This is a genomic window from Aeromonas sp. SG16 (assembly GCF_024436135.1).
Taxonomy (GTDB): Bacteria; Pseudomonadota; Gammaproteobacteria; order Enterobacterales; family Aeromonadaceae; genus Aeromonas; species Aeromonas jandaei.
The window spans coordinates 141,672-166,447 of the sequence record NZ_JANFNW010000005.1; the positions used below are offsets into that span (position 1 = coordinate 141,672).

The 24,776-nt window shown below is 59.0% G+C and carries 30 protein-coding genes; 16 read left to right on the plus strand and 14 right to left on the minus strand.

Going from position 1 to position 24,776, the window contains the following annotated elements; genetic code table 11:
- Positions 1–35: 35 nt before the first annotated feature.
- The 4 genes from NOM67_RS13905 to dolP are packed head-to-tail and all read left to right on the plus strand — an operon-like array spanning position 36 to position 3,322.
- Complete coding sequence (locus NOM67_RS13905) at positions 36–1,826, plus strand: penicillin-binding protein activator (protein ID WP_255938003.1); 1,791 nt, start codon at positions 36–38, stop codon at positions 1,824–1,826.
- Positions 1,768–2,139: a YraN family protein gene (locus NOM67_RS13910; RefSeq protein ID WP_033115435.1), complete on the plus strand. Its 372-nt coding sequence runs from the start codon at positions 1,768–1,770 to the stop codon at positions 2,137–2,139. Before NOM67_RS13905 ends, NOM67_RS13910 begins: the two co-directional genes overlap by 59 nt.
- A 9-nt stretch (positions 2,140–2,148) precedes the next feature.
- The gene (locus NOM67_RS13915; RefSeq protein WP_005336275.1) at positions 2,149–2,739 is read left to right on the plus strand and encodes an SIS domain-containing protein; all 591 of its coding nucleotides are present in this window, start codon (positions 2,149–2,151) and stop codon (positions 2,737–2,739) included.
- A gap of 4 nt (positions 2,740–2,743) precedes the next feature.
- A complete protein-coding gene (gene dolP / locus NOM67_RS13920; RefSeq protein WP_156853742.1) occupies positions 2,744–3,322 on the plus strand; it encodes a division/outer membrane stress-associated lipid-binding lipoprotein in 579 nt (192 codons plus the stop codon).
- 47 nt (positions 3,323–3,369) lie between these two features.
- On the opposite strand, the gene NOM67_RS13925 is transcribed toward dolP, so the two are convergent.
- From NOM67_RS13925 to zapE, 8 genes are all read right to left on the minus strand, one after another.
- Positions 3,370–3,795: a ClpXP protease specificity-enhancing factor gene (locus tag NOM67_RS13925; RefSeq protein WP_033115437.1), complete on the minus strand. Its 426-nt coding sequence runs from the start codon at positions 3,793–3,795 to the stop codon at positions 3,370–3,372.
- Positions 3,792–4,421, minus strand: coding sequence for a stringent starvation protein SspA (sspA, locus tag NOM67_RS13930; RefSeq protein WP_033115438.1), 630 nt, complete (start codon positions 4,419–4,421; stop codon positions 3,792–3,794). Before sspA ends, NOM67_RS13925 begins: the two co-directional genes overlap by 4 nt.
- 88 nt (positions 4,422–4,509) lie before the next feature.
- Complete coding sequence (locus NOM67_RS13935; RefSeq protein WP_033115439.1) at positions 4,510–5,244, minus strand: cytochrome c1; 735 nt, start codon at positions 5,242–5,244, stop codon at positions 4,510–4,512.
- Positions 5,241–6,458 (minus strand): cytochrome bc complex cytochrome b subunit, encoded by a 1,218-nt coding sequence (locus tag NOM67_RS13940; protein WP_041210137.1) that lies wholly within the window; start codon positions 6,456–6,458, stop codon positions 5,241–5,243. The genes NOM67_RS13935 and NOM67_RS13940 overlap by 4 nt, the downstream gene beginning before the upstream one ends.
- 2 nt (positions 6,459–6,460) lie before the next feature.
- Complete coding sequence (gene petA / locus NOM67_RS13945) at positions 6,461–7,051, minus strand: ubiquinol-cytochrome c reductase iron-sulfur subunit (protein WP_041210136.1); 591 nt, start codon at positions 7,049–7,051, stop codon at positions 6,461–6,463.
- Positions 7,052–7,345: 294 nt separating this feature from the next.
- Positions 7,346–7,738, minus strand: coding sequence for a 30S ribosomal protein S9 (gene rpsI / locus NOM67_RS13950; protein WP_005336286.1), 393 nt, complete (start codon positions 7,736–7,738; stop codon positions 7,346–7,348).
- Between the two features lie 15 nt (positions 7,739–7,753).
- A complete protein-coding gene (rplM, locus tag NOM67_RS13955) occupies positions 7,754–8,182 on the minus strand; it encodes a 50S ribosomal protein L13 (protein WP_005341737.1) in 429 nt (142 codons plus the stop codon).
- 266 nt (positions 8,183–8,448) lie between these two features.
- A complete protein-coding gene (gene zapE / locus NOM67_RS13960; RefSeq protein WP_255938012.1) occupies positions 8,449–9,543 on the minus strand; it encodes a cell division protein ZapE in 1,095 nt (364 codons plus the stop codon).
- 140 nt (positions 9,544–9,683) lie between these two features.
- On the opposite strand from zapE, the gene NOM67_RS13965 reads away from it, so the two are divergent.
- The 12 genes from NOM67_RS13965 to NOM67_RS14020 all read left to right on the plus strand — a co-directional run bounded on the left by NOM67_RS13965 (position 9,684) and on the right by NOM67_RS14020 (position 20,574).
- The gene (locus tag NOM67_RS13965) at positions 9,684–10,055 is read left to right on the plus strand and encodes a YhcB family protein (RefSeq protein WP_182926375.1); all 372 of its coding nucleotides are present in this window, start codon (positions 9,684–9,686) and stop codon (positions 10,053–10,055) included.
- 90 nt (positions 10,056–10,145) lie between these two features.
- Positions 10,146–11,507, plus strand: coding sequence for a Do family serine endopeptidase (locus NOM67_RS13970; RefSeq protein WP_041210133.1), 1,362 nt, complete (start codon positions 10,146–10,148; stop codon positions 11,505–11,507).
- An 89-nt stretch (positions 11,508–11,596) separates the two neighbouring features.
- Positions 11,597–12,718, plus strand: coding sequence for an outer membrane-stress sensor serine endopeptidase DegS (gene degS, locus NOM67_RS13975; RefSeq protein WP_041210132.1), 1,122 nt, complete (start codon positions 11,597–11,599; stop codon positions 12,716–12,718).
- Positions 12,719–13,038: 320 nt separating this feature from the next.
- Positions 13,039–13,401, plus strand: a complete 363-nt coding sequence (locus tag NOM67_RS13980) for a transcriptional regulator (RefSeq protein WP_255938022.1) — start codon at positions 13,039–13,041, stop codon at positions 13,399–13,401.
- Complete coding sequence (locus tag NOM67_RS13985) at positions 13,402–13,767, plus strand: SFCGS family glycine-rich protein (RefSeq protein ID WP_033115447.1); 366 nt, start codon at positions 13,402–13,404, stop codon at positions 13,765–13,767.
- Positions 13,767–14,063 carry a DUF4312 family protein gene (locus tag NOM67_RS13990; protein ID WP_033115448.1) on the plus strand — a complete coding sequence of 99 codons (297 nt, stop codon included), beginning with the start codon at positions 13,767–13,769 and terminating at the stop codon, positions 14,061–14,063. The genes NOM67_RS13985 and NOM67_RS13990 overlap by 1 nt, the downstream gene beginning before the upstream one ends.
- A gap of 39 nt (positions 14,064–14,102) precedes the next feature.
- Entirely contained in the window at positions 14,103–14,879 is a 777-nt protein-coding gene (locus NOM67_RS13995) for a DUF4311 domain-containing protein (RefSeq protein ID WP_005341754.1), read from the plus strand.
- Positions 14,880–14,890: 11 nt separating this feature from the next.
- Entirely contained in the window at positions 14,891–15,541 is a 651-nt protein-coding gene (locus NOM67_RS14000; protein WP_005355144.1) for a DUF4310 family protein, read from the plus strand.
- A 42-nt stretch (positions 15,542–15,583) separates the two neighbouring features.
- Positions 15,584–16,723: an amidohydrolase/deacetylase family metallohydrolase gene (locus NOM67_RS14005; RefSeq protein WP_255938026.1), complete on the plus strand. Its 1,140-nt coding sequence runs from the start codon at positions 15,584–15,586 to the stop codon at positions 16,721–16,723.
- Complete coding sequence (locus tag NOM67_RS14010; protein ID WP_255938028.1) at positions 16,707–17,822, plus strand: DgaE family pyridoxal phosphate-dependent ammonia lyase; 1,116 nt, start codon at positions 16,707–16,709, stop codon at positions 17,820–17,822. The genes NOM67_RS14005 and NOM67_RS14010 overlap by 17 nt, the downstream gene beginning before the upstream one ends.
- Positions 17,822–18,562 (plus strand): KDGP aldolase family protein, encoded by a 741-nt coding sequence (locus NOM67_RS14015; RefSeq protein WP_156853751.1) that lies wholly within the window; start codon positions 17,822–17,824, stop codon positions 18,560–18,562. The genes NOM67_RS14010 and NOM67_RS14015 overlap by 1 nt, the downstream gene beginning before the upstream one ends.
- A gap of 107 nt (positions 18,563–18,669) precedes the next feature.
- A complete protein-coding gene (locus tag NOM67_RS14020) occupies positions 18,670–20,574 on the plus strand; it encodes a transcription antiterminator (RefSeq protein WP_255938029.1) in 1,905 nt (634 codons plus the stop codon).
- 9 nt (positions 20,575–20,583) lie between these two features.
- On the opposite strand, the gene npr is transcribed toward NOM67_RS14020, so the two are convergent.
- The 6 genes from npr to lptB form a co-directional block, all read right to left on the minus strand.
- Positions 20,584–20,856, minus strand: coding sequence for a PTS phosphocarrier protein NPr (gene npr, locus NOM67_RS14025; protein ID WP_033115454.1), 273 nt, complete (start codon positions 20,854–20,856; stop codon positions 20,584–20,586).
- A 20-nt stretch (positions 20,857–20,876) separates the two neighbouring features.
- The gene (gene rapZ / locus NOM67_RS14030; protein ID WP_041210126.1) at positions 20,877–21,743 is read right to left on the minus strand and encodes an RNase adapter RapZ; all 867 of its coding nucleotides are present in this window, start codon (positions 21,741–21,743) and stop codon (positions 20,877–20,879) included.
- A 45-nt stretch (positions 21,744–21,788) separates the two neighbouring features.
- Positions 21,789–22,235: a PTS IIA-like nitrogen regulatory protein PtsN gene (gene ptsN, locus NOM67_RS14035; protein ID WP_042030121.1), complete on the minus strand. Its 447-nt coding sequence runs from the start codon at positions 22,233–22,235 to the stop codon at positions 21,789–21,791.
- Between the two features lie 2 nt (positions 22,236–22,237).
- Complete coding sequence (gene hpf, locus NOM67_RS14040; RefSeq protein WP_005336323.1) at positions 22,238–22,525, minus strand: ribosome hibernation promoting factor; 288 nt, start codon at positions 22,523–22,525, stop codon at positions 22,238–22,240.
- Positions 22,526–22,546: 21 nt separating this feature from the next.
- Positions 22,547–23,986, minus strand: a complete 1,440-nt coding sequence (locus NOM67_RS14045) for an RNA polymerase factor sigma-54 (protein WP_156853753.1) — start codon at positions 23,984–23,986, stop codon at positions 22,547–22,549.
- 63 nt (positions 23,987–24,049) lie between these two features.
- Positions 24,050–24,775 (minus strand): LPS export ABC transporter ATP-binding protein, encoded by a 726-nt coding sequence (gene lptB, locus NOM67_RS14050; protein ID WP_033115458.1) that lies wholly within the window; start codon positions 24,773–24,775, stop codon positions 24,050–24,052.
- Position 24,776: the final 1 nt, after the last annotated feature.

Sequence of the window (24,776 nt, forward strand, 5' to 3'; positions counted from 1 at the left end):
CGTCGGAGCCCAATCAACCTTCGGGGCAGTCTGGCATGCCGTCAGCCTTCTCGGATTTGACCAAGAATGCCCAGTGGTATCTGGAGCAGGTCGATCCCGCCAAACCGGCTGAAGCCTTTACCTGGCAGATGCTGGCAGCACGCAGCTATCTGGCGCTCGGTCAGGCCAAACCAGCCTCGGCGCTGTTCCAGCAGTTGCAAAAGCAGGCCAAGGAGCCCACCCAGAAGGCGCAGTTGCAGTTGCTGCAAGCCCACCTGCTGCTGGCACAAGGCCATGCCAATCAGGCGCTGATCCTGCTGGAAGGCAAACCTGAGGTTGCGCTGGATGCCGATACCCAGAAGGATTGGTATCGTCAGCGCGTGGTACTGCAGCTCGACATCAACAACAAGTTTGGTGCAGCCAAGTCCCTGATTGCGCTGGAGCCCTACCTCAACCAGAGCGAGCAGGCCACCAACCATCAGCAGATCTGGTCGCTGCTCAAGAGCATGACTCCTTCCACCCTGCAGGCGCTGGAGGAGGCACCGGCTCCTGACGTAACCACCGGCTGGCTGCGTCTGGCGGCACTGGTCAACGAGTTCGGTGCCCAGCCCAACCTGCTCGCCCGTCAGCTGGCTGGCTGGAAGCGCGACTTCCCCAACCACCCGGCCCAGAAAGACATGCCGGCGGGTCTTGGCGATCTGACTGCCACTGCTGCCAGCACCTCGGTGCAGCAGATTGCGGTGCTGCTCCCCCTCTCCGGTAATCTGGAGCCGCAGGGCGCCGCCATCCGCAACGGTATGCTGATGTCCTACAAGGAGAATCAGGGTCAATTTACCCTGAACTTCTACGACACCCAGAGCAAACCGACCATCGACCTCTACAAGCAGGCGATTCAGGAAGGGGCGGACATGATCATCGGCCCGCTGCTCAAAGACCGGGTCGAGGAGCTGCTCAAGGCCAACCCGACGGTGCCGGTTCTGGCGCTCAACGAGCTGGACAAGCCGATCGTCAACGACAGCACCTACTACTTCTCCCTCTCTGCTGCCGCAGATGCCGCGCAGGCTGCGCAGTACCTCTATACCCAGGGCTATCGCAAGCCGCTGCTGATCGCCGCCCAGGGGCGTATCGGCTACAGCAGCATCAAGGCCTTTGAACAGGCCTGGGCAACCGTGAGCCAGGATAAGCCGGTAGTCGCCACCTTTGGCGGTCGCAACGAAGTTCAAGGCATGGTTAAAAACGCCCTGAGCGGCCGTTCTACTGCCCGTGCAGGCCAGGTTGTCCAGCTTTCCGACGCCGCACCGCGCAGCATTGATGTCGTCTACATCGTGGCCAACCCGCTGGAAACCCGGATGATCAAGCCTTACGTGGATGTCTCCGTCAATCCGATGGGCAGTCTGCCGATCTTCACCGGCCCGCGCGGCTATGACAGCGCCGCAACCGAAGTGACCTCCGAACTCAACGGCATGCGTATCGCCGATATGCCGCTGCTGCTCGGTGGCTACGAGAAGCAACGCGAGCAAATTGCCCTGCTGTGGCCGCAGACCCAGGGCGACCTGCTGCGCCTGTTTGCCATGGGCTATGACGCCGTCGCACTGGCGGAAAATCTGCAACAGATGCGCAAGGTGGGCGGCATGCAGCAGTCCGGCATGAGTGGTCAGCTGAGCGTCGATGCCCAGGGCAATATCGTGCGGATGCTGAGCTGGGCCACCTACCAGAACGGCAAGCTGGTTGACGAGAATGCAGTCCAGCAGCTGGAGGAGCCAGCCAATGAAGGAGCTGTTAGCACGGATGCGCCAGCAATTGCAGAACCTGTTCCCGCTCCCGTCGAGCAAGGGACAGCACTTTGAGCTAGTGGCTGAACGCTGGCTGCAGGCCCAGGGTCTGCAGCCGGTGACCCGCAACTATCGCTGCCGGGGTGGCGAAATCGATCTCATCATGCACCAGGGCCAGACCCTGGTGTTTGTTGAGGTGAGGTACCGGGCCTCTGCCAGCCATGGTGGAGCGGCCAGTTCGGTCACTCGGGCAAAACAGCGCAAGATCATGCTGGCAGCGCGCCACTATTTGAAGCAACATGCCATCAACGAGGCCAGCCAGGCCTGCCGATTCGATGTGATCGCGTTCGAGGGGGACCAGCCAGACTGGATCCGGAACGCATTTTAAGAGGACCCTATGACAGACCGCATCAAAGAGAACTACACCGAAAGCATCCAGACCAAGATTGCAGCTGCCGAGGCGCTGCCGGATGCCATCCATACTGCAGCCCAGATGATCACCATCTGCCTGCTCAATGGCCACAAGGTGCTGGCATGCGGTAACGGTCCTTCTGCCGCACTGGCGCAGCTGTTCATCTCCGAGCTGGTCAACTGCTACGAAACCCAGCGCCCCTCCCTGCCCGGCATGGCGCTGACCCCCGACATGGCGACCATCAGCGCCATCGCCACCGATCACGGCTTCGAAGAGGTCTACGCCAAGCAGATCCGGGCACTGGGTCAACCGGGTGACATTCTGGTGGTGATCACCACCTCGGGTCACAGCCGCAGCCTAATCAAGGCGGCGGAAGCTGCGCTCTCCCGCGACATGACCATAGTGGTACTCAGTGGTGGTGACGGTGGTGAGATGGCCGGTCTGCTGGGCCCGAACGATGTGGAGATCCGAGTACCATCCGCCCGTCGGCCTCGCATTCTGGAAGTGAACCTGTTGACCCTGCACTGCCTGTGTGATCTCATCGACCAGACTCTTTTCCCGCAACAGGAAGATTGAAACCATGAACAAGCAGATCCTCATTCTTAGCCTGCTGGCCGGTTCCCTGCTGCTGCAAGGCTGTGCGGCTGTAGTAGTAGGCGGTGCAGCCGGTACTGCCAAGGCCTCCGGCGATCGCCGCACCCTGGGTGCCCAGTGGGATGATCAGGCCATCGAGCTCAAAGCAGCCAACCTGCTGGCCGACAACAAACCGCTCAGCGCTGCCAGCAAGATCAGCGTCTACAGCAACAATGGCCGCGTATTGCTGGTCGGCCAGACACCTTCTGACGTGTACAAACTGGAGGCAGGCAAAATCGTCGGCCGCATCGAAGGGGTTCGCCACGTCTATAACGAGTTGCGCCTTGGTCAACCAGCCAGCTTCACCACCCGCAGCAATGACTCCTGGATCACCTCCAAGGTGAAAGCCGATATGTTCGGCACCAAGAACTTTGACAGCACCAAGGTGAAGGTCGTGACCGAAGATAGCGAGGTATTCCTGATCGGTCTGGTTACGCGCCAGGAGGGGGAACAAGCCGTCGAGATCGCTCGCCACGTCAACGGCGTGAAGCGCGTAATCAAAGCCTTCGAGTACGCTCAGAACTGATGATCCGAAACGGATATAAAAAAACGCAGCCAACCGGCTGCGTTTTTTTATTTGATCACTTTCAGGGTCGGACGACCGCTTGGACGCGGCGGTTCCGGCTCTGGCTCCACCGGCGCCTCGGCCTGCTCCAGCCAGATGTCATAGCCAGGTTCGGGCGGGAACATGGTGCCCACGCCGTTTTCCCGGGCATGAATGGCCAGCACGGCCGCCATCGGGATGTAAACCTGCTGGGAGACCCCGCCAAAGCGGGCGCTGAAGCTGATCGCTTCGTTATCCATGTGATACTGCACCACGGCGCGTGGCGCTATGTTCAACACAATCTGCCCATCCTGAGCGAACTGCATCGGTACCATCACATGGGGGATATTGACGTTGACCACCAGATGGGGGGTCAGGTCATTGTCCAGCAACCAGTCATAAAACGCCCGTAACAAGTACGGGCGGCTCGGGGTCATTGTCGGTTCCATGCTCATACGCCGGCACGGATCTCGCGCTCGGCCTCGGTCAGGGAAGCCTGGAAGGACTCACGCTCGAACAGGCGAACCATGTAGGCCTTCAGCTCTTTGGCGCCACGACCGGTCAGGTCGATGCCAAGGCTCGGCAAACGCCACAACAGCGGAGCCATGTAGCAGTCCACCAGACCAAACTCTTCGCTCATGAAGTAGGGCATCTCACCGAAGATCGGGGCGATGGCCAGCAGGTTGTCCCGCAGCTCGTTGCGCGCAGCATCGGCATCGGTGCCAGCCATGATCTTGTCAGCCAGCGAGTACCAGTCCAGCTCGATGCGGTGCATCATCAGACGGCTGTTACCACGAGCTACCGGGTAGACAGGCATCAGGGGCGGATGCGGGAAACGCTCGTCCAGATACTCCATGATGATGCGCGAGGTGTAGAGTGCCAGCTCGCGATCAACCAGGGTCGGTACAGAGTTGTAGGGGTTCAGCTCAGCCAGTTCATCCGGCAAGTTGGCAGGGTCAACCTGGCAAATATCCACGCTAACACCCTTCTCCGCCAGGACAATACGCACCTGATGGCTGAACATATCGTTGGCACCGGAAAACAGCGTCATTACCGAACGCTTATTGGCAGCTACAGCCATTGAACCCTCCCGTCATTTAAAAGCAGAAACGGCAATGAAGCCTCTATGGTCTTCATTGCCGTGCATTATATTACCCGGATCTGGTCGCTTAGTGAACGTCGCGCCAGAATTCCTTCTTCAACAGCACAGTGAAGATGAAGAAGATCACGATGAAACCAAGTACCCAGAAGCCCATGCGTTCGCGCTCCTGTTTGACCGGTTCAGCCGAGTAGACCAAGAAGTTTACCAGATCCAGCACCGTCTGATCATACTCTTCGTTATTCATTTCACCATTGCCGTCAGATTTGATGCTGACAACCTGCTGGGTCTCGACTCCATCGACTGTATGGGTGGCGAACTCGGCGCGCGGAGTGCCCTGCAGCGGCTCCAGCACGTGCGGCATACCCACGGACGGGAACACCACGTTGTTCACGCCAAACGGACGGGTCGGATCCACGTAGAACGAGCGCAGATAGGTGTAGATCCAGTCTGCACCACGCACACGGGCAACCAGCGTCAGATCAGGAGGCGCCGCACCAAACCACTTGGCTGCATCCTTGTCATGCACCGAGTTTTCCATCAGGTCACCGATCTTGGCACCGTTGACGATGAGATTGGACGCCATCAGATCGGCCGGGATCCCCAGATCCTCGGCCACCCGGTTGTAACGCTGATACTGGGTGCTGTGGCACCCGAAGCAGTAGTTCATGAACGTGGCCGCACCACGCTGCAGCGACGCCTTGTCACTCAGGTCATAGTTGGCCTTATCCAGATGCACGGCTCCGGTATTGGCAAACACCAGAGATGGCAGCAGGGTCAGCACTGCAAATATTATTTTTTTCATTTAAATGTCACCCTTTCTGGCAGCGGCTTGGTGCTTTCGTTCTTGCTATAGAAGAACAGCAGGACAAAGAAACCGAAGTAACCCAAGGTACACACCTGAGCGATCAGGGTCAGGGTCGGGGTCGACGGCAGCACACCCAGAACACCCAGGATGATGAAGCAGACCACGAACTGGGCGATGTTCAGCTTGTGCAGCTTGCTGCGATAGCGCACCGAACGCACCTTGCAGCGATCCAGCCAGGGCAGCAGGAACAGCACCACGATGGAGAGACCCATCATGATAACGCCCAGCAGCTTGTCGGGTACGGCACGCAAAATCGCGTAGAAGGGAGTGAAGTACCACACAGGCGCAATGTGGGCCGGGGTCTTCAGGCCATTGGCCACTTCAAAGTTCGGCTTCTCGAGGAAGTAACCCCACATGTCCGGTTTGAAGAAGATGATGGCGCAGAAGAAGAACAGGAAGCCGGCGACGCCGATCATGTCCTTGACGGTGAAGTAAGGGTGGAATGCCACCGCATCCAGCGGCCAGCCGTTCTCGTCCTTGTGTTTCTTGATGTCGATGCCGTCCGGGTTGTTGGAGCCCACTTCATGCAGCGCCAGGATGTGCATCGCAACCAGCATCACCAGCACCAGCGGCAACGCGATGACGTGCAGCGCGAAGAAGCGGTTCAGGGTGGCGCCGGAGATAACGTAGTCACCGCGGATCCACAGGGTCAGATCGTCGCCGATAACCGGAATGGCACCGAACAGCGAGATGATGACCTGAGCCCCCCAGAAGGACATCTGACCCCACGGCAGCAGATAGCCCATGAAGGCTTCCGCCATCAGGCAGAGGAAGATCAGCATGCCGAAGATCCAGAGCAGCTCGCGCGGCTTCTGGTAGGAGCCGTAGATCATGCCGCGGAACATGTGCAGATAGACCACGATGAAGAACGCGGATGCGCCGGTTGAGTGCATGTAACGCAGCAGCCAGCCGTAATCCACATCCCGCATGATGTACTCGACGGAGGCAAAGGCGCCTTCCGCAGAGGGGTTGTAGTTCATGGTCAGCCAGATACCGGTGATGATCTGGTTGACCAGCACCAGCATGGCGAGGGAGCCGAAAAAGTACCAGAAGTTCAGGTTTTTCGGTGCCGGATACTTGGCCATGTGGTCGTTGTACATGGCAGTGAGCGGGAACCGGTAGTCGATCCAGCCCATCAGTTTGCTCAACATGATCAGGCCTCCTTGCCGTCGGCACCGACCAGAATGGTGGTGTCGTTGATGAATTTATATGGCGGAATGACCAGGTTCAGTGGTGCAGGCACCCCCTGGAATACCCGGCCAGCCATATCGAACTTGGAGCCATGGCACGGGCAGAAGAAGCCGGATGTGACCCCTTGCACCTGCTCGCCAAAGCTGTCCGGCAAATAGGAGGGCGAACACCCGAGGTGGGTGCAGATGCCTACCGCCACGAAGATTTCCGGCTTGATGGATCTATACCCGTTGTGGGCATAGTCAGGCTGTTGCGGCTCTTCGGATGAGGGATCCCGCAGCTTGTCGTCATGCGCAGAGAGCGCATCCAGCGTCTGCTTGGTGCGGTTCACCACCCAGACCGGCTTGCCTCGCCACTCGACACGGATGAGCTGACCCGGTTCCAACTTGCTGATGTCGACTTCAACCGGGGCGCCAGCGGCTTTGGCCTTGGCGCTCGGGTTCCATGATTTTATAAACGGCACTGCGGTAAACGCAGCTCCTACCCCGCCAACGGCAACCGTTGACCAGGTAAGAAATCTGCGGCGACCGGTATCAACTGGCGCATTGCTCATCCAAAAACTCTCCCATGTGGACTCCGCACATTCTTATTGTGTCCCTGTTCCCCTTTTCCCGTGACAACAGCGGCGGAAGCTGGAGTTACAATTGCCACAGAAAAACCGAGGAAATTTTAAAGAAAAGATAACAACTTGACAAGAAAGAGAGGTAGTCCCAGAAAACAATAAATATACAATTTTTTGTCTTTTGTGACGTATGGTTAGCATTGCGGCAGGAAAGATCACCAATAAAAAAAGCCTGGCAGTTGCCAGGCTTTTTTGACACTCGAAAGAGTGAGTACCAGAAGCGAATTAACGCTTGGAGTACTGCGGACGCTTACGAGCTTTGTGCAGACCGACTTTCTTACGCTCAACCTTACGGGCATCGCGAGTAACAAAGCCAGCTTTACGCAGTTCGGAACGCAGGGTTTCGTCGTACTGCATCAGAGCACGAGTGATACCGTGGCGGATCGCACCAGCTTGACCGGAGATGCCACCACCGTTAACGGTGATGTACAGATCCAGTTTCTCGGTCATCTCAACCAGTTCCAGCGGCTGACGAACTACCATGCGGGCAGTCGGACGGCCGAAGTACTGCTCCAGGGAGCGCTGGTTGATTACGATCTTACCGCTACCCGCTTTGATAAATACGCGAGCAGTGGAGCTTTTGCGACGGCCGGTACCGTAGTATTGATTTTCTGCCATGTTGCCAGTTCCCGATTAGATATCCAGTACTTGAGGTTGCTGAGCAGCGTGAGCGTGCTCGGCGCCTGCGTAAACTTTCAGTTTACGGAACATGGCACGGCCCAGAGGACCTTTCGGCAGCATGCCTTTAACAGCAGCTTCGATTACCATTTCCGGTTTACGCTGAATCAGCTTGTCGAAGCTGATGGACTTGATACCACCCGGGAAACCGGAGTGAGCGTGGTACATTTTGTCGGTAGTTTTCTTACCGGTAACACGTACCTTCTCAGCGTTTACAACGATGATGTAATCACCGGTGTCAACGTGCGGAGTGTATTCAGCTTTGTGCTTACCACGCAGACGAGCAGCGATCTCGGTTGCGATACGACCCAGAGTTTTACCTTCTGCGTCCACAATGTACCAGTCACGTTTTACGGTTTCTGGCTTGGCAACGAAAGTTTTCATTAAGTTAAACCCAATTACCTGTTACAGACCCAATTGTTTATGGGGGCTCTCCCACAAACAACAAACGATGGCCTACCTGTACCCCTTCGAATACAAGTAAAGCTTAAAGTGTTGCTGTCTTATCGACAGCTGTAACGTGGGCCGGGCGATTATAAGTGAAGTTGCCTTAAATATCACCTGCTAATTTCACTGCCATGAAGCTAGCAAATGTCGCCCGGCCCTACCTGCCGCAGATGCCCATCCGACTGGCAGGCGCGGTATTGTGACTAAGGAAGGTGCACTCTGGCAAGGTATTCGTGCGATTGCATTTCCTGAAGCCGTGAAAGACAGCGCTGGAATTCGAAATTCAGCAGCCCTTCACCATAGAGTTCCGTCATGGGCACGGCGGCCGACATGATGAGTTTGACATGCCGTTCATAGAACTCGTCGACCATGGCGATGAAGCGGCGGGCCGCGTCATCCGTGCCTCTGCCCATTGGTTGAACATTGGCCAGCAACACGGTGTGGAACAGCCGAGCCAACTCGATATAGTCGTTCTGGGAGCGGGGAGTACAGCAAAGTTGCTCGAAATCAATATAGAGCACCCCTTCTCCCATCCCCAGCGACGTCAGCTGACGATGATTGACCTCAAAACGCCCCCCGGAGGCCTCGAGCCCCCCGGTTAATTGCTGAAAATAGCGATCGAGATTCGTTTTTGCCTGCAGATCCAGCGGGCAGTGATAAATCTCGGCCTGCTCCAGCGTACGCAGGCGATAGTCGATGCCGCCGTCCACGTTAAGTATTTCGCAATGGCGCTCGATAAGCTCGATGGCTGGCAGAAAACGGGCTCGCTGCAAGCCGTTGCGGTAAAGATCCTTTGGTGGAATGTTTGAGGTTGCCACCAGCACGACGCCGTGACCGAACAACTCCTGAAACAACGTGCCCAACAACATGGCATCTGTAATGTCAGAGACAAAAAATTCGTCGAAGCAGATGATGTCCGTCTCGCCGGCCAGCTTGGCAGCGACCAGCATGAGTGGGTCAGCCTGACCGCTCAACGCCTTGAGTTCATCGTGGATCCGTTGCATGAAGCGATGGAAGTGACAGCGCATTTTGCGCGTCCCCGGCAGACTGTCGAAAAAAGTATCCATCAGCCAGGTCTTGCCTCTGCCCACTCCACCCCACATATAGATCCCCAGGATGGGCTCCTGCGCCCTGGGCTTTTGCAACCAGCCAAACAGTCCGCGGGATCTGGTCGGAGTCGGGCGATGCAGCAAATCCTGATAGAGTCGCTCCAGCCTGCTGATGGCCATCCCCTGAGCGGGGTCGGCATGCACGCCGGGTCGTAGCAGATCCTGTTGGTATTTTTGCTGCGGTGTCATCCTTGAGGGCCTCTCCAACTCCCTGAATAGAGGACAAAATGGTATCACGGCCTCAGGACGCACGGTATAGTGCCATCAAGGCATGGCGGCTCATCCGGCCGCATGAACACACACTGTTTTAGCTGTAACAAGGAGCATCTATGAGTCTGTCAATTGGGATCCTGCTGGCTGTCGCAGCCTTGATCGTCGGTATCATCATCGGCCGTTTTTCGGTTCGCAGCCGTGACGCCGGTCGTCTGGAACAGGAGCTGAAAAAGGCCCATAAAGAGCTCGAAAACTATCAGGGCCAGATCAATACCCACTTTGCCGACAGTGCGGCACTGATGGAGCAGTTGGCCGAGCAGTATCAAACCCTCTATCGCCACATGGCAGAGCAGAGCAAGTTCCTGGCCAAGGCTCAGGAGCCGCTGTTCCGCGAAGTCCTGGTGGAAGAAGAAGTGACCAAGACCGAAGCCGAGCCGGGCGTACCGCCTCGCGACTATGCCGGCGCCTCTTCCGGTCTGCTCAAGTAAGCTGGTCAGTCCCTTGCGGAACTAATCGGGAACGTCTGTGGTCTGACCTTGACGATTGCAATGCAACTTTTTCTGGGAGCTGTTTTTCATATGCGTAAACCTCTTTCCATGCTCAGTGTGCTAGCCCTCAGTGTCGGTATCGCCATGTCTGCGGCCCCTGCTCAGGCTGCACTGCCTTCCCTGTTAGGCTCCAACCAGGAGATGCCGAGTCTGGCTCCTGTTCTGGAGCAGGTCACTCCGGCCGTGGTCAACATTTCTGTCTCAGGCAAGAAAGTGACCCGTCAGCGCCTGCCCGAGCAGTTCCGCTTCTTCTTTGGTCCCAACATGCCTGACGAACAGGTGAGCGAGCAGCCCTTCCAGGCGCTCGGCTCCGGCGTCATCATCGATGCCAAGAAGGGCTACGTGATCACCAACGCCCACGTGGTTCACGAGGCGGACGAGATCAAGGTCAACCTGAAAGATGGTCGCGAGTATGCGGCCAAGAAGATCGGTGAGGACAAACAGTCCGACATCGCTCTGCTGCAAATCAAGGCGGAAGATCTGGTGCAGATCAAGTTCGCCGACTCCGACGAGCTGCGGGTCGGTGACTATGCGCTGGCCATCGGCAACCCCTTTGGTCTGGGTCAGACCGTCACCTCCGGCATTGTCAGTGCGCTGGGCCGTAGCGGCCTCAACATCGAAAATCTGGAGAACTTCATCCAGACCGATGCGGCCATCAACTCCGGTAACTCCGGCGGCGCCCTGCTCAACCTGCGTGGCGAGCTGATCGGTATCAACACCGCCATTTTGGGCCCCAACGGTGGCAACATCGGCATCGGCTTCGCCATCCCCTCCAACATGGTGCGGGATCTGGCCGACCAGATCGTCAAGTACGGTGAAGTACGTCGCGGCCAGCTGGGTATTACCGGCACCGAGCTCACCTCCGACATCGCCAAGACCTTCGGTTACAACAAGAAGGATGGCGCTTTCGTCAACCAGGTGATGCCGGACTCTGCGGCCGACAAGGCGGGCATCAAGGCGGGCGATATCATCGTCAGCATCGATGGCAAGCCGGTTCGCTCCTTCGGCGAACTGCGCGCCAAGATCGCCACCATGGGCGCCGGCAAGCAGGTCGAGCTGGGGCTGATCCGTGATGGCAAGGCCCAGAGCGCCAAGGTCACCCTGAAGCAGGCCGATGATAGCGAAGTGCGCGCCAGCGCCCTGCACCCGGCACTGGAAGGGGCCAAGCTGAGCACCACTACCGACCCGGTCTCCGGCGTCGCGGTGGCCGATATTGACCCCCGCTCTGCGGCAGCCGCTTCCGGCCTGCAGAAGGGCGATATCATCATCGGGGTCAACCGGGTGCGCATCAACACCCTGGGTGAACTGACCAAAGCGCTCAAGAGCAAGCCGGACGTACTGGCTCTCAACATCCAGCGCGGCGACTCTTCCCTCTATCTGGTAATCCGTTAATCCCCCATCACCCGCGGCACTCGCCGCGGGTGATTTTTATCCATTGATAGTGTTATTCTCTGCCCGCAGCCAGCACGGATGAGAATGACATGAAAATCCCCTCTTTAGTCAGTTACTTGGGCAAGTCTATCGGCTTCGGTTTGACCGTCGCCGCACTGCTGTTGCTGCTGTTTCCCAATTTCCGTGGCGGGGCTCAGCTGCCCGGCCTGATCACCAACGCCCGCGAACTGAGCTTCTCTTACGCCGCCCACCGCGCCGGCCCGGCAGTCGTCAACATCTATACCCGCAGCTTTGCCTCCAATCAGGGCAATCGCGGACAGCTGCAGCCACAGGGGCTGGGCTCAGGCGTCATCATGAACCAGCGCGGCTATGTGCTGACCAACTACCACGTCATCGCCGATGCCGATCAGATCATCGTCGCCCTGCAGGATGGCCGAGTCTTCAGCGCTGAACTGGTCGGCACCGATCAGCTCACCGATCTGGCGGTGCTCTACATCGAATCGGATAACCTGCCGGTGATCCCGCAGGATCAGAACAACCAGCCCGAGGTGGGCGATGTGGTGCTTGCCATCGGCAACCCCTACAACGTCGGCCAGACCATCACCCAGGGGATCATCAGTGCGACCGGTCGCACCGGTCTCTCCAGCATGGGGCCGGACAGCAATGGCCGGCAGGATCTGCTGCAAACCGATGCCGCCATCAATGCCGGCAACTCGGGGGGGGCTCTGGTCAACGGCCGGGGCGATCTGGTGGGCATCAACACCGCCACCTATCACCTCAACGGCAATCAGGAGAGCTACGGCATCAGCTTCGCCATCCCCTACCGGCTGGCCAAGCGGATCATGGACGAGCTGATCGCCAACGGCCGCGTTATTCGCGGCTATCTCGGCATCTCCAGCGTCGAGATCAACCCCATCGTCGCCCGTATGATGAATCTGGGTGAACTGCGCGGCCTCATCGTCGAGAGTCTGGATCCTGTCGGCCCGGCGGCCAAAGGCGGCCTGCAACGGGGTGACGTGCTGCTCAAGATCAACGGTGAAGCGATCACCGGGGTACGTGCCGCCATGGACAAGATCGTCGAGAGCCGCCCCGGCACCAAGCTCTCCATCTCTGTCTTCCGCGATGGCAAGCCGCTCGAGGTGGTAGTGACCATCGAAGAGGATCTGCGCTACCAGAACCGGGCTGCCGCCAGCGCAGCAGGCGCCAGCTAACCTCCACTCCATCTCATCGTTCAGGGGCGGGCAACCGCCCTTTTTCTTGCCTGCTGTTTCATAAATACGCCCCGCCTGCGTGAGGCGATTCACACTTTTCGCCAAGGCTCAGCTGCCAGCTGAAAACGGAAAAGTGCGCCGCTGCTCACACTAATCCAGCCTCGTTCAGACCTTTTTTACTCTCTTTTGCCAATAAAGGGCCCTTTTTGAACCCCAGCGGCGGGAATTTCCGCTTCGAATCGGAAAAAAGCTGCCTCCTCTCTCCATCCATGCCGGCTTAGGGTAGAGCCATCCCTTCTGCCAGCCTTGGAGAGCAGACATTGCAAACAGAGACCCACGACCAGCCCCTGACCCCGGACAGCCCGGCGCTGCTGCGCCAGACCGACCAGATCCTGGCACGCATCCATATTCTGCTGGGCGATCAGGGTATCCGCCCCAACGAGGTGCAGCAGCAGATGCTGGCCTCCCACGTCAAAGCCATGGTGTGGCGCTCCCACAGCGGTGAACCGCTGCCGGAAGTTGACCTCAACCTGTTTGAGGAGATCTCTCCCCTCTCCCTGCGTCTCGCCGAGCAGGTTGTCAGCTGGCTGGAACGACTCGCCTACGAAGAGGCACACCTTTTGTCCGTCCATTTTGAAGTAGCCAAAGAAAACGAACTCAGCTCAGTAACAGGAGATAACTAAATGACTGCCATCAAACTCGTGATTGGAGATCGTCTCGGCAAGGGTCAGAAAGTGGGTGCAGGCGCGGAAGCAGCCGGAGCCAGCGTGACCATCATCCCCGGCATGGCCGCCGACATGAAGCTCGGCGACGTGATGAACAAGGAGCAGGCTGATCTGGGGATCTCCTTCTGCGGCAGCGGCGGCGCCGGTGCCATCACCGCCCAGACCAAGTACGGCTACAAATGCCGTTACGGCATGCGCTCCATCGAAGAGGGCGTCACCGCCATCAACGAAGGCTGCGTCGTGCTGGGCTTTGGCTTCATGGACAAGGAAGAGCTGGGCCAGAAACTGGTCGAAGCCTTCGCCAAGAAACACGGACATGCCTGATGAAAGAGAACTTCACCACCAAGGTCACCGTCAGCGGCAAGGGAACCACCCGTCAGCAGGCGTTTGCCTCCGCCCTCAGCCAGGTGCAACCCACACTGCTCAAGGACAACCAGCAAGTACTGCTGCGCATTGAGCCGGTCGATGTACAGGTGCTCAAAGCCGAGGAGTCAGTCCGGGTGGAGAAGTTCCTGTTCTTCTTCCTGCCGCGCCAGCGCCGCGAATACCGCGTCCAGCTGGAGATCACGGTTCAGGTCACCAGTCTCGACGTCGCCAGGGTGACGTTCACCCAGGTGTGATCTCCTGACCGGCACCACCCCACAAGAAGGATACGTTGGATGTTTCTAATCATATTTATCAAGTCTCTCATCATTGGCGGCCTGGTTGGCGTCGGGGTGGGGGCCGGCGCGGCGCGGATGTTCCACGCCCCGACCGTACAGGGCATGGGCGCCTTCCGCACCTTGGGCGAACTCAACTCCTGCGAAGGGGATCCCGCTTCCCACTTCTCGTTTGGTCTCGGCTTCTTCTTCAACGCCTGGGCCTCCACCGTGGCGGCGGGCGCCTTCACCCAGGATGTGGATCACCGCATCATTCCGCACTGGGCCACGGCGGCACTGCTGTTCAAAAATCGGGATCTCGCCACCACCCTGCACGACCCGAAAAAGATGGCCATCGCCGGCGGCATCATAGGTGCCATCGTGGTCGCCTTCCTCAACAGCACGGCTGCTGCCGTCCCGGCCGCCCTGCAGGTCACTGCGGTCAAGGTGCTGGTACCGGCTGCCAACCTGCTGGTCAATACCGTCATGCCGGTGATCTTCTGGCTGGCCGCCATTGAAGCGGGCAAGAAGTCCGGTTTCTGGGCCACCATCTTCGGCGGTCTGGCACAGCTCATCATGGGCAACGCGGTACCGGGTCTGGTGCTCGGCATCCTGATCGGCAAGGGCGTGGAAGAGAGCGGCTGGAACCACGTCACCAAGGTGATGATGGCGGCCATCGTCCTGCTGTTCGTGCTGAGCGGCTTCTTCCGTGGCTTCGACATGAAACTGATTGAATCCTTCCATATGGGTGTCCCCCTGTGGCTGGAAAACGTCCATAACCTGCTGAGCGGCAAATAAGGGGTCACACCATGGATGAGAAATTGAAAAACAACTTCTGGTATGCCGACTGGTCATTCCCCATCTTCGTCGGCCTGCTCTCGGCCGGGGTCTTTGCCGGTACCCACATGTTCTATCTGTACGGGGTCGGTGCCTTCAACGAGGTAGCCTTCGTCGCCATGCTGAAAGCGGGAATGGACACGGGCGCCTATGGCGCGGTAGCCGCGTTCGGTGCCAGCTTCCTGTTCGCCCGCATCATCGAAGGCTCCCTGGTGGGGATCCTGGATATCGGCGGCGCCATCCAGACCGGAGTCGGCCTCGGAGTGCCAGCCCTGCTGCTGGGAGCCGGCATCGTCTATCCGGTGGAAAACTTCGGCGCCTCGCTGGCAACCGGCATGGGGATTGGTCTGGCCATCGGCTACGTCATCATTCTGGCGCGCAAGTTCACCATCAACCAGAGCAACTCCACTTACGGCGCAGACGTCATGATGGGAGCTGGCAACAGCTCTGGCCGCTTCCTCGGCCCCCTCATCATCCTCTCCGCCATGGGTGCCTCCATCCCCATCGGTATCGGTTCCCTGCTGGGTGCGCTGCTGTTTTACGTGTGGGGCAAGCCCATCACCGGCGGCGCCATCCTGGGAGCCATGCTGCTGGGTACCTTCTTCCCGGTCGCCCTTGTGTAAGTACCAGCCGCCCTGCGGGGCGGCTCGCCAGAGGTCATCTGCATGTACGACATGATCATCAAAGCGGGGCGCCAGGGAGATGGCCAGCTCGTCGATATCGCCATCAGGGAGGGCAAAATCGCCGCCATCGGCTCCCTGCCGGAGACGGCAACGGCGCAGCAGATCCTGGATCTCGGCGGCCGGGTGCATGTGAGCGCCGGCTGGATCGACGGCCACACCCACTGCTACCCCGCCTCCCCCATCTATCATGATGAGCCGGATAAGGTGGGCGTAGAGTCCGGCGTCACCACCGTCATCGACGCCGGCAGCACCGGGGCCGACGATGTGGATGAATTCCAGTGTCTCGCCGCCGGCTGCAAGACCCGGGTGCATGCCCTGCTCAACATCTCCCGCATCGGCCTGCTGCGCCAGAACGAGCTGGCCGACAGCCGGGACCTCGATATGGATCTCGCCTCGGCGGCCATTCGTCGCCACCCCGATTTTATTGTCGGCATCAAGGCGCGGATGAGCGGCAGCGTGGTCGGTGAAAACGGCCTGCAACCGCTGCGCATGGCCAAGGCGCTGCAACAGGCCCACGACCAGCTACCGCTGATGGTGCACGTGGGCAACACGCCGCCGGATCTGGACGAGATAGTTGCCTTGCTGGGGGATGGCGATCTGCTGACCCACTGCTTCAACGGCAAGCCCAACCGCATCCTGACCCCGGCTGGCGAGCTGCGTCAGGCGGTGCGCGAAGCGATGCAGCGGGGCCTCTTGCTCGACATTGGCCACGGCGGCGCCAGCTTCAGCTTCGAGGTGGCGGAGCTGGCTATCCGGCAGGGGATCCTGCCCCGCACCATCAGCTCAGACATCTACTGCAAGAACCGCATCAAGGGGCCGGTCTACAGTCTGGCCCACGTGATGTCGAAGTTTCTCGCCATCGGCATGACGCTGGAGCAGGTGCTCGCCTGCGTCACCCATCAGGCCGCCGATGCCCTGCGCCTTTCCGGCAAGGGTCGGCTTGAGGTGGGCGCCGATGCCGATCTGACCCTGTTCGAGGTCGCCAGCGGCCCGACCCTGTTTATGGATACCGAAGCCCAGTCTCGCAGCGGTGACCAACAACTGCAGCCTCTTGCCGTCCTGGTCGGTGGCGAACTGGTTCTGACTCACTATGGGAAATCACACCATGCCTTCTGTTTATGAGAAATATCAGCTCAAACCGGTGATCAACGCCTCCGGGCGCATGACCATTCTCGGCGTCTCCACCCCCGAGCAGGAGGTGGTCGATGCGGTCAACTTCGGCCTCGGCCACTACTTCGAGGTGAAGGATCTGGTCAACAAGACCGGCGCCTACCTGGCTGGCCTGCTGGGAGTGGAAGATGCAGTGGTCATTTCGTGTGCCAGCGCCGGCATCGCCCAGTCAGTGGCAGCCGTGATAGTACGCGGTGACCCCTACCGCCTTGAGCACCTGCATGCCCACCCCCATGACGTGCCAAGCGAAATCGTGCTGCCCAAGGGACACAACGTCAACTTCGGCGCCCCGGTCGGTACCATGGTCAATCTGGGTGGTGGCAAAGTTATAGAGGCCGGTTACGCCAACGAGTGTTCCCCGGCCCAGCTGGCCGTCGCCATCAATGCCAACACAGCAGCCATCCTCTACATCAAATCCCACCACTGCGTGCAGAAGAGCATTTTGTCGGTGGCCGAGGCCGCCGAGGTCGCCAGGGCTCACGGACTCCCGCTTATAGTTGATGCGGCCGCCGAGGAGGATCTGCGCCTCTACTACAACCAGGGAGCGGATCTGGTCATCTACAGCGGCGCCAAGGCCATTGAAGGGCCCACCAGCGGGCTGGTAGTTGGCAAGCGTCAGTACGTGGAGTGGGTCAAGCAGCAAGCCAACGGCATCGGCCGCGCCATGAAGGTGGGCAAGGAGGGGATCCTCGGCCTGACCCACGCCATCGAGCGCTATCTAGCCAAAGAGAAAGAGAGCGGCGCCGCCATGGTCGCCAAGATGACCCCCTTCATCGAGCGCCTCAATCAGCTGCCCGGCGTCACCGCCAAGGTGGTGTGGGACAGCGCGGGGCGCGACATCGCCCGCACCGATATCGCCTTCGACCACCAGCAGATCGGCATGACCACAGTGCAGGTCGTCAACCGTCTGCAACAGGGCACGCCTGCCATCTACTGCCGTGGCTACAAGGCCAACGAGGGGCATATCGAGATCGATGTGCGCAGCGTCACCGTGCCCCAGCTAGACCAAATCCACTCCGCCATTGCCAACCTCGCTCAGGAGAATCGCTGATGTCCCTTACCCCCAACTACTACCGTGACCGGGTCTGTCTCAACGTGCTGGCAGGTTCCAAAGAGAATGCCGTCGAGGTGTACGATGCAGCCGAAGGCCACGTGCTGGTCGGTGTGCTCTCCAAAAACTACCCGGATATTCCCTCCGCGGTGGCCGACATGCGGGCTTACGCCAAGCTCATCGATAACGCTCTCTCCATCGGGCTGGGGGCCGGTGATCCGCGTCAATCCGCCATGGTGGCCGAGCTGGCCTGCCAGCTACAGCCCCAGCACGTCAACCAGGTGTTCACTGGCGTTGGCGCCAGCAGGGCGTTGCTCGGCCAGTCGGAAACGCTGGTCAACGGCCTGATCTCCCCCACCGGCATGCCGGGCATGGTGAAGATCTCCACCGGCCCGCTCAGCGCCGGGCAGCCGGACGGGATTGTCCCCATCGATACAGCCATCGCCCTGCTCAAGGACATGGGCGGCAGCTCGGTCAAGTTCTTCCCCATGGGCGGGCTGGCCTGCCGCGACGAGTATCAGGCGGTGGCCGAGGCTTGTGCCCGCCACGGCTTCTGGCTGGAGCCCACCGGCGGCATCGATCTGGACAACTTTGAAGAGATTGTGCGAATCGCGCTGGATGCCGGGGTCGAGAAGGTGATCCCCCACGTCTACAGTTCCATCATCGACAGCGCGAGCGGTCAGACCCGCCCTGATGATGTACGGACTCTGCTGGCCATGGTGAAACGACTGTTGGCGTGATGGCAGTCACGGGCACCGGTTTAATCACTGACCGGTGCCTGGCCTGCTGGTGACATGCTTGTTAACATCGGCCATTTTATCGTGCAACAGGAGACGCTCATCCCCACATGATCAAGCTGCCCCACCCGAGACTGCACCAGCTGCTGACCCAACTTCATGCCGAACCACTGCCGCAGGAGGAGCTGGCACGCCGCCTCAATGTCTCCACCCGCACCATACGCACCGATGTAGCGAACCTCAACGAACTGATTGCTACTCATGGTGCCCACCTGATCCACCAGCGTGGCAGCGGCTACCAGCTGAAGATCTACAATCAGACGCTGTTTGAGGCATTGCTGGCAGCGCAGGGACAGGAGAGTACCTTGCCGCGAACCAGTCGCGAGCGGGTGCTGCATCTGCAGATCCTGCTACTGACGGCAGAGCAGGGGATCAAGCTCGATGAGCTGGCCGATACCTGGTACCTGAGCCGGACGGCGCTACAGGGCGATATGGCGGAAGTGCGGGAACAACTGGCTCACTTTGGCCTCACGGTCGAGAGCAAACCAAGGGTTGGCATGCGGGTACAGGGGAGTGAGACGGCCATCCGCGCCTGCCTGACCCAGCTGCTCTGTCAGGAGCTGCTCAACAACCATCCCCTGCAGAGCCTGCTGCCCAACCTCTGCCCCAGCAAAACTCTGGAGGTAGTGGGCAATCACATTCACGACCAGTTGAGCCGTCATCAGCTGCGTCTGGCCGACGAGAGTTTGCAGCAGCTTGCCATCTACTGCGCCGTCGCCCTGCTGCGCCAGGCCGCTGGCCACGAGCTGCGCCAATTCGCCAGCGAGGATCTCACTGCCCCCCTGCTGGCAGTCGCCCGTGACATCTATGGTGAACTGCCGACACTCACCCCGCCGGGAGAAGAGGAGATAGCCTGCCTCGCCATCCAGATCCAGGCGCGCCTGATTGCCGAAACGCCTCAGCTTAGCCCGGCCATGGCGGCCGAGAGCGAACAGCTGGTGGAACATCTGCTCACGTACATCCACCAGCACTACCCCTATGACCTGCGGGGTGACCAGCAGCTGCGAGCCGACCTGCAGACCCACATCAGCGCCATGCTGCTGCGGGTCAAGTACCAGATCGGCAGCCACAATCCGCTGGCAGACCACATCAAGCAGTACTACCCCCTCGCCTACGACATCACGCTGGCAGCAATCTCGGAGTGGATCAGGCAGACCCCTTACCGGCTGACCCACCACGAGATCGGCTATCTGGTGATCCATATCGGGGTCGGGCTGGAGCGCCACTACGATATCGGCTATACCCGCCGCCCGCAGGCACTGCTGCTGTGCGATGCGGGCAACGCCACCTTCAGGGTACTGGAGGCACGCATCAAGCGGGAGTATCCCCAGTTGCAGCTGACCACGCTGGAATCGGTACGGGATTACGACGGACTGGCGCAGATCAAACAGGATTTTGTCATCAGTACCGTCAAGGTGAGCGAAAAGGATGTGCCGGTGGTGCAGGTAGACCCCTTTCCGACCCAGTACCAACTGGAGCAACTTGGCAAGCTGGTGCTGATCGACCGCACCCGCCCCTATATGCTCGACAAGTACTTCGATGCAGACCACTTCATGGTGGTCAACGAGCCGATTACCCAAGCGGAACTATTTGATCGCATTTGCAGCCAGCTGGAGGCTGAGGATCTGGTGGAGAGGGGCTTCATGGCCTCCCTGCAGGAGCGGGAGCGAATAGTCTCCACCATGCTGGGCGAGGGTATCGCCCTGCCCCACTCCCTCGGCCTGCTGGCTCGCCGGACGCTGGCCTATACCGTACTGGCACCGCAGGGGATCGACTGGGGCAATGGCGAAAATGCCACCCTCATCTTCGTGCTGGCCATCAGCAAGGCAGACTATGAGGAGGCGATGGGGCTCTACGATCTTTTTCTGGCGCTGATGAATGAAAAAGCCAGCAGGAGTCTGCTGGCTTGTCGCGATTTTGCCGATTTCAAGGCGCTGGCAAGAGTCACGCCCTGAGCGTCGTTACTACTCCTCGTTGAAACCCGAGGTGAACAGCTCAACGACGGCGGCAAGGGCCTCAACCTCTTCGGGGCCCTCAACCTGCACTTCCACCTGCTTGCCCTGAGCGGAGTCCAACATCAGCAGGCCAATCACGCTGTCAGCATCGGCCTCGACCCCATCTTCATTACGCAGCAACACATGGGCATCGAATCCCTGTACCAGCTCGAACAACATCATGGCCGGTCTGGCGTGAATGCCCAGCTTGTTTTTCACTTCAACCGAAGCAGAGACTGTCATTTGGCCGTCCTATTGCGTCATCAGGAGTGGGATGGGTTCTTGTCGAGGGTGCGGTGGCGGAGCTGCACGTTTTTGCCCAGCGCTCTGAAGGCCGCAGCCAGCCGCTCCGCGATAAAGACCGAACGGTGCTGACCGCCGGTGCAACCGATGCCGACCGTCACATAGCTGCGATTGTTGCGCTCAAGATGGGGCAACCAGGTCGCCAGCATGTTTTCGATCTGCTGGGTAAACAGCATCACATCCGCTTGCGCCGCGAGGTAGTTGGCGACCGGTTCATCCTTGCCGGTAAAAGGCTTGAGTTCCGGGATCCAGTGCGGGTTGGGCAGGAAGCGGGCATCAAACACGAAGTCGGCATCCTTGGGAATGCCGTACTTGAAGCCGAAAGATTCGAACACCAGCACCAGCTCGTTCTCTTTCTTGCCGAGCACCCGGGTCTTGATGAGCTCGCTCAGGTCGTGAATGCTGAGGTTGGTGGTATCGATACGCAGGTCGGCAGTAGAGGAGAGCGGTGCCAGCAGGTGGGTCTCCTGACGGATCGCCTCATCCAGCGACAGCTTGTTGCGCGACAGGGGGTGCAGACGGCGGCTCTCGCCATAGCGCTTGAGCAGAGTGCCGTTGTCGGCATCGAAGAAGAAGCTGGCAAATTCAACCCGCCCTTCGTTGCGAACCTGAGCCAGCAGGTTCTCCAGTTTTTCCGGGTCACCGGGCAGGTTGCGCACGTCGATGCTGACCGCCAGCTTGTCATACTGGCTCTCGACCGAGACGATCAGCTGGGGCAACAGGTTGACCGGCAGGTTATCTACGCAGTAGTAGCCCAGATCTTCCAGCACCCGCAGGGCTACCGTCTTGCCGGAGCCCGAACGTCCACTCACCACGATTAACTGCATCTTGTTCCCTCACGCCAAAACGGGTGTGTCATCAGGGCCTGCACATCAGGCCGAGGTCATGATCTGATAGAGCTCTTCGTCACTGGTAGCCTGACGCAATTGGCGGCAGACCGCCTTGTCGCCCAGCTTGGAAGCCATCAGGGAAAGGGTCTTGAGATGCTGTTTGCACTCGCTCTCCGGTACCAGCAAGGCAAACAGCAGGTCAACCGGTTGATTGTCGATGGAGTCGAAAGGGATGGGTTCGGCAAAGGTCATCAGGATCGCGGTTGGCGGGAACTCATCGTCAATTCGACCATGGGGGATCGCAATACCGGCACCGATCCCGGTACTGCCCATTTTTTCGCGGGCCAGCAAGCATTCAAACAGCGCCTGGCGGGAGGTGCCGAGGCGTTCGGCAGCCAGCTCGCTGATGATTTCAAGGGCGCGTTTCTTGCTGGTACATGGGACTGCACTCTTGGTGCAGTCCCGACTCAGTATGTGTTCAAGTTGCATAGTTATTTTTTATTTAACTTATCTTTGTGCTTGATGATCTGCCTGTCCAGCTTGTCGAGCAAGGTATCAATCGCGGCATACATATCGGCATGCTCGGAGTTGGCAAACACCTCGCCACCGCTGACGTGCAGTTTGGCTTCGGCAATCTGGTTCAGTTTCTCTACGCTAAGCACCACATGCACGTTGTTGATGTGGTCAAAATGACGCTCGAGTTTGGCAAATTTGTTATTCACATAGTCACGCAGAGCTTCGGTGATCTCGACATGGTGTCCGGTCAGGTTAATTTGCATAACATCATCCTTTTGTTTTGCCTAAACCAGGCGTTTGCGCTGATTGGAAGGTGGGATAAACAAGGATTCGCGATACTTAGCGATCGTGCGTCTAGCCACCATAATACCCTGTTCGGCCAGCAAATCCGCGATCTTGCTATCACTTAACGGTTTGGCAGGATTCTCTGCCGTCACCAGCTTTTTGATGAGCGCGCGAATTGCGGTCGATGAGCACTCTCCTCCTCCTTCGGTGTTCACATGGCTGGAGAAAAAAAACTTCAATTCGAAGATACCACGGGGGGTATGCATGTATTTCTGGGTGGTCACCCGGGAGATGGTCGACTCATGCATCTCCACCGCTTCGGCGATGTCGTTGAGCACCATCGGCTTCATCGCCTCTTCACCATACTCGAAAAAGCCCTGCTGCTGCTCGACAATACAGCTGGCTACTTTCAGCAGGGTATCGTTGCGGCTCTCAAGGCTCTTGATGAACCACTTGGCCTCCTGCAGGTGGGAGCGGATGAATTGGGTATCCGTGCTGCTGCGGGCGTTGCGGGCCATGGCGGCATAGGTCTCGTTGACCCGAATGCGCGGGGCAGAATCGGGGTTGAGCTCCACCACCCAGCGGTTCTGGCGCTTTACCACCGAAACATCGGGGATCACATACTGGGAGTCGCTCTGGATAATGCCATTGCCGGGGCGGGGCTCCAGCAGCTGGATCAGATCCAGCACCTCCTTGAGGTCGCTCTCCTTGAGGCGGGTTTTGCGGGCCAGAGTACGATAATCGCGGTTGCCGAGCAGATCCATGTGCTCGAGGATCACCTCTTTGGCTTCGTTGAGCCAGGGGGTCTCGGGGGCATACTGCTCCAGCTGGATAAGCAGGCACTCCTGCACCGAACGGGCGGCGATACCGACCGGGTCAAAATGCTGCACCCGCTTGAGGACAGCCTCCACCTCGTCGAGCTCGACCTCTACCTCATCACTGCTGACGGCAGCCTGGATATCCTCCAGTGCAACAGTCAGATAACCGGACTCGTCGATGGCATCGATGATAGCGAGCGCGATGGCAGCATCGACATCGCTAAACGGGGTAAGCCGCATCTGCCACAGCAGATAGTCCTGCAGGTTTTCGGTGGTCTCTCCCTGATAGACGCTGTCTTCAGCGTCGTGGATCGGGCCTGCGCTCTGGGCGGTGCCAGCGGAGTAAACCTCATCCCAAGTGGTATCCACTGGCAGATCGTCCGGCATCTGCTCCTGGGCCATGGCATCGCTGGAGTCGAGCTGGCTGGCATCGACGGCCTCTTGCGGGGCAGTCTCCTGCACTTCGCTCTCTTCCTGCTCCAGCAGAGGATTGCTTTCGAGCGCTTGCTGAATTTCCTGCTGGAGTTCCAGAGAGGAGAGCTGGAGCAGACGAATCGCTTGTTGTAATTGCGGCGTCATGGTCAGGGACTGACCGAGACGCAACTGTAATGTCGGCTTCATCTACGTCGGGATATCCTTATGTTCAGCGAGGCACTGTCACAGAGAATGAAGGCTGCCCCCTTACTATAGACTGAATTGATCGCCCAAATAGACGCGCTTGACCTGTTCATCGGCGAGGATATCGGCCGGGGCGCCCTCGGCAATCATCTGGCCGTGGCTGACGATATAGGCCTTCTCGCATACGTCCAGAGTCTCTCTGACGTTGTGGTCGGTAATCAAGACGCCAAGCCCCCTATCTTTCAGGTGCTGGATGATCTTCTTGATGTCTATCACAGAAATCGGGTCAACCCCCGCGAAGGGTTCATCCAGCAGGATAAAGCGCGGTTCTGCTGCCAGCGCCCGGGCAATCTCGACCCGGCGCCGCTCACCACCGGAGAGGCTTTGCCCCAGGTTGTCGCGGATATGGGTGATGTTGAACTCTTCCAGCAGCTGCTGAACCTTGTCCTCCCGCTCTTCGCGACTCAGCTCCTTGCGCGTCTGCATCACCCCCATCAGGTTTTCATACACAGTGAGGCGGCGGAAAATTGATGCTTCCTGCGGCAGGTAACCGATGCCGTTGCGGGCACGCACATGCATGGGCTGCAGGCTGATGTCCTGATCATCGATGGTGATGAGACCGGCATCCCGCTGTACCAGCCCGACGATCATGTAAAACGACGTGGTCTTGCCGGCACCGTTGGGACCAAGCAGGCCGACGATCTGGCCGGTTCCTACCTCAAGGCTCACGTCGCTAACCACCATGCGACGCTTGTAACTCTTCTGCAGGCCGACTGCTTTCAATACTGCCATG

Coding starts and splice junctions, on each gene's coding strand:
- NOM67_RS13905 (WP_255938003.1), top strand. CDS start 36: ATGCCGTCAGCCTTCTCGGATTTGACCAAGAATGCCCAGTGGTATCTG.
- NOM67_RS13910 (WP_033115435.1), top strand. CDS start 1,768: ATGCGCCAGCAATTGCAGAACCTGTTCCCGCTCCCGTCGAGCAAGGGA.
- NOM67_RS13915 (WP_005336275.1), top strand. CDS start 2,149: ATGACAGACCGCATCAAAGAGAACTACACCGAAAGCATCCAGACCAAG.
- dolP (WP_156853742.1), top strand. CDS start 2,744: ATGAACAAGCAGATCCTCATTCTTAGCCTGCTGGCCGGTTCCCTGCTG.
- NOM67_RS13925 (WP_033115437.1), bottom strand. CDS start 3,795: ATGAGCATGGAACCGACAATGACCCCGAGCCGCCCGTACTTGTTACGG.
- sspA (WP_033115438.1), bottom strand. CDS start 4,421: ATGGCTGTAGCTGCCAATAAGCGTTCGGTAATGACGCTGTTTTCCGGT.
- NOM67_RS13935 (WP_033115439.1), bottom strand. CDS start 5,244: ATGAAAAAAATAATATTTGCAGTGCTGACCCTGCTGCCATCTCTGGTG.
- NOM67_RS13940 (WP_041210137.1), bottom strand. CDS start 6,458: ATGTTGAGCAAACTGATGGGCTGGATCGACTACCGGTTCCCGCTCACT.
- petA (WP_041210136.1), bottom strand. CDS start 7,051: ATGAGCAATGCGCCAGTTGATACCGGTCGCCGCAGATTTCTTACCTGG.
- rpsI (WP_005336286.1), bottom strand. CDS start 7,738: ATGGCAGAAAATCAATACTACGGTACCGGCCGTCGCAAAAGCTCCACT.
- rplM (WP_005341737.1), bottom strand. CDS start 8,182: ATGAAAACTTTCGTTGCCAAGCCAGAAACCGTAAAACGTGACTGGTAC.
- zapE (WP_255938012.1), bottom strand. CDS start 9,543: ATGACACCGCAGCAAAAATACCAACAGGATCTGCTACGACCCGGCGTG.
- NOM67_RS13965 (WP_182926375.1), top strand. CDS start 9,684: ATGAGTCTGTCAATTGGGATCCTGCTGGCTGTCGCAGCCTTGATCGTC.
- NOM67_RS13970 (WP_041210133.1), top strand. CDS start 10,146: ATGCGTAAACCTCTTTCCATGCTCAGTGTGCTAGCCCTCAGTGTCGGT.
- degS (WP_041210132.1), top strand. CDS start 11,597: ATGAAAATCCCCTCTTTAGTCAGTTACTTGGGCAAGTCTATCGGCTTC.
- NOM67_RS13985 (WP_033115447.1), top strand. CDS start 13,402: ATGACTGCCATCAAACTCGTGATTGGAGATCGTCTCGGCAAGGGTCAG.
- NOM67_RS13990 (WP_033115448.1), top strand. CDS start 13,767: ATGAAAGAGAACTTCACCACCAAGGTCACCGTCAGCGGCAAGGGAACC.
- NOM67_RS13995 (WP_005341754.1), top strand. CDS start 14,103: ATGTTTCTAATCATATTTATCAAGTCTCTCATCATTGGCGGCCTGGTT.
- NOM67_RS14000 (WP_005355144.1), top strand. CDS start 14,891: ATGGATGAGAAATTGAAAAACAACTTCTGGTATGCCGACTGGTCATTC.
- NOM67_RS14005 (WP_255938026.1), top strand. CDS start 15,584: ATGTACGACATGATCATCAAAGCGGGGCGCCAGGGAGATGGCCAGCTC.
- NOM67_RS14010 (WP_255938028.1), top strand. CDS start 16,707: ATGCCTTCTGTTTATGAGAAATATCAGCTCAAACCGGTGATCAACGCC.
- NOM67_RS14015 (WP_156853751.1), top strand. CDS start 17,822: ATGTCCCTTACCCCCAACTACTACCGTGACCGGGTCTGTCTCAACGTG.
- NOM67_RS14020 (WP_255938029.1), top strand. CDS start 18,670: ATGATCAAGCTGCCCCACCCGAGACTGCACCAGCTGCTGACCCAACTT.
- npr (WP_033115454.1), bottom strand. CDS start 20,856: ATGACAGTCTCTGCTTCGGTTGAAGTGAAAAACAAGCTGGGCATTCAC.
- rapZ (WP_041210126.1), bottom strand. CDS start 21,743: ATGCAGTTAATCGTGGTGAGTGGACGTTCGGGCTCCGGCAAGACGGTA.
- ptsN (WP_042030121.1), bottom strand. CDS start 22,235: ATGCAACTTGAACACATACTGAGTCGGGACTGCACCAAGAGTGCAGTC.
- hpf (WP_005336323.1), bottom strand. CDS start 22,525: ATGCAAATTAACCTGACCGGACACCATGTCGAGATCACCGAAGCTCTG.
- NOM67_RS14045 (WP_156853753.1), bottom strand. CDS start 23,986: ATGAAGCCGACATTACAGTTGCGTCTCGGTCAGTCCCTGACCATGACG.
- lptB (WP_033115458.1), bottom strand. CDS start 24,775: ATGGCAGTATTGAAAGCAGTCGGCCTGCAGAAGAGTTACAAGCGTCGC.